Origin of the sequence: Salegentibacter tibetensis (assembly GCF_020164485.1) — a bacterium.
Lineage (GTDB): Bacteria > Bacteroidota > Bacteroidia > Flavobacteriales > Flavobacteriaceae > Salegentibacter > Salegentibacter tibetensis.
Genome location: NZ_JAIQZA010000086.1, coordinates 1 through 1,227, shown reverse-complemented (window position 1 = coordinate 1,227; position 1,227 = coordinate 1). Strand labels below are relative to the sequence as shown.

2 protein-coding genes are annotated in these 1,227 nt (G+C 36.9%); both read left to right on the top strand.

Features of this window, described 5'->3' with window-relative positions; genetic code table 11:
• Positions 1-56: 56 nt before the first annotated feature.
• Positions 57-335 carry a transposase gene (locus LB467_RS18590; RefSeq protein WP_224475651.1) on the top strand — a complete coding sequence of 93 codons (279 nt, stop codon included), beginning with the start codon at positions 57-59 and terminating at the stop codon, positions 333-335.
• A complete protein-coding gene (locus LB467_RS18585; RefSeq protein ID WP_224475650.1) occupies positions 332-1,180 on the top strand; it encodes an IS3 family transposase in 849 nt (282 codons plus the stop codon). Before LB467_RS18590 ends, LB467_RS18585 begins: the two co-directional genes overlap by 4 nt.
• Positions 1,181-1,227: the final 47 nt, after the last annotated feature.

Sequence of the window (1,227 nt, the reverse complement as noted above, 5' to 3'; positions counted from 1 at the left end):
TATAATACTCCCCAAATATAGGACAGGAAATTAAGTTGTAAATTAACCCTGTCAAAATGAAAACACCAAGAAGAAAATTCAGTGCCTCTTTCAAGGCTAAAGTAGCTATTGAAGCGATCAAAGAACAGACAAGTTTGCAAGAGCTTGCTGCCAAATTTGAACTACATCCTACCCAAATATCCAGTTGGAAGCGGGAGTTTTTAAAAAATGCCGATCTGGCCTTTGGATCCAAATCTGAAAAAGAAGATTCCGATTCGGATACCGCACCCCTTTACAGTAAAATCGGCCAGTTACAAGTGGAAAATGATTTTTTAAAGAAAGTCTTGGGCAAATGAGTACTACCGAAAGAAGGCAAAAGGTAGTTAAATCCCATCCAAGGCTAAGTCTTGTTCAACAATGTATAATTCTTAATATTCATCGCTCTGGTCTCTATTACAAGCCTAAGAGCGAGAGTCCGCTCAATCTAAGAATAATGAAGGATATAGATGTTCAATTTTTGGAACACCCCTACTATGGAGTAGAACGCATGACCGATTACTTGAACCTTGATCTTGGGTATCATGTAAACGTCAAAAGGATAAGACGCTTGTATAAGGTTATGGGATTACAAACCATTTATAGAAAGCCTAAAACAACCATCAGGGATCCTAAAAGCTATAAATTCCCTTATCTGCTAAAGAACCTGATAATAGAGCGACCCAATCAGCTTTGGCAGACCGACATTACTTATATCCCTATGTTTCGTGGCTTTATGTATATGAATGCAATTATTGATGTCTATAGTAGAAAAATCCTTAACTGGAGCATCTCAAACTCTATGGACAAAGAGTGGTGTATAGAACTCTTAGAGGACACTATCGTCCAATACGGAGCACCAGAAATACATAACTCCGACCAGGGAGTGCAATACACCAGTACTCAGTATATTGATGTGCTTAAAAAGCATAACATACAAATATCCATGGATAGTAAGGGAAGAGCCTTAGATAACATATTTATCGAACGCTTCTGGAAGTCACTCAAATATGAAAAGATCTATTTAAATCCCCCCAACGGTGGTGTAGATCTCTATCAAATGGTAAGGCAGTACATTGAATTCTACAATACCAAGAGAAGACATACAGAAATAGGAAAAGTACCACCTGATCAAATTTATAACCTCAAAAAAATAGCATCATAAATAATTATAAATATCTTTAAACTGTCTTACAGATGGGGAGTATTGTA

Coding starts and splice junctions, on each gene's coding strand:
- LB467_RS18590 (WP_224475651.1), top strand. CDS start 57: ATGAAAACACCAAGAAGAAAATTCAGTGCCTCTTTCAAGGCTAAAGTA.
- LB467_RS18585 (WP_224475650.1), top strand. CDS start 332: ATGAGTACTACCGAAAGAAGGCAAAAGGTAGTTAAATCCCATCCAAGG.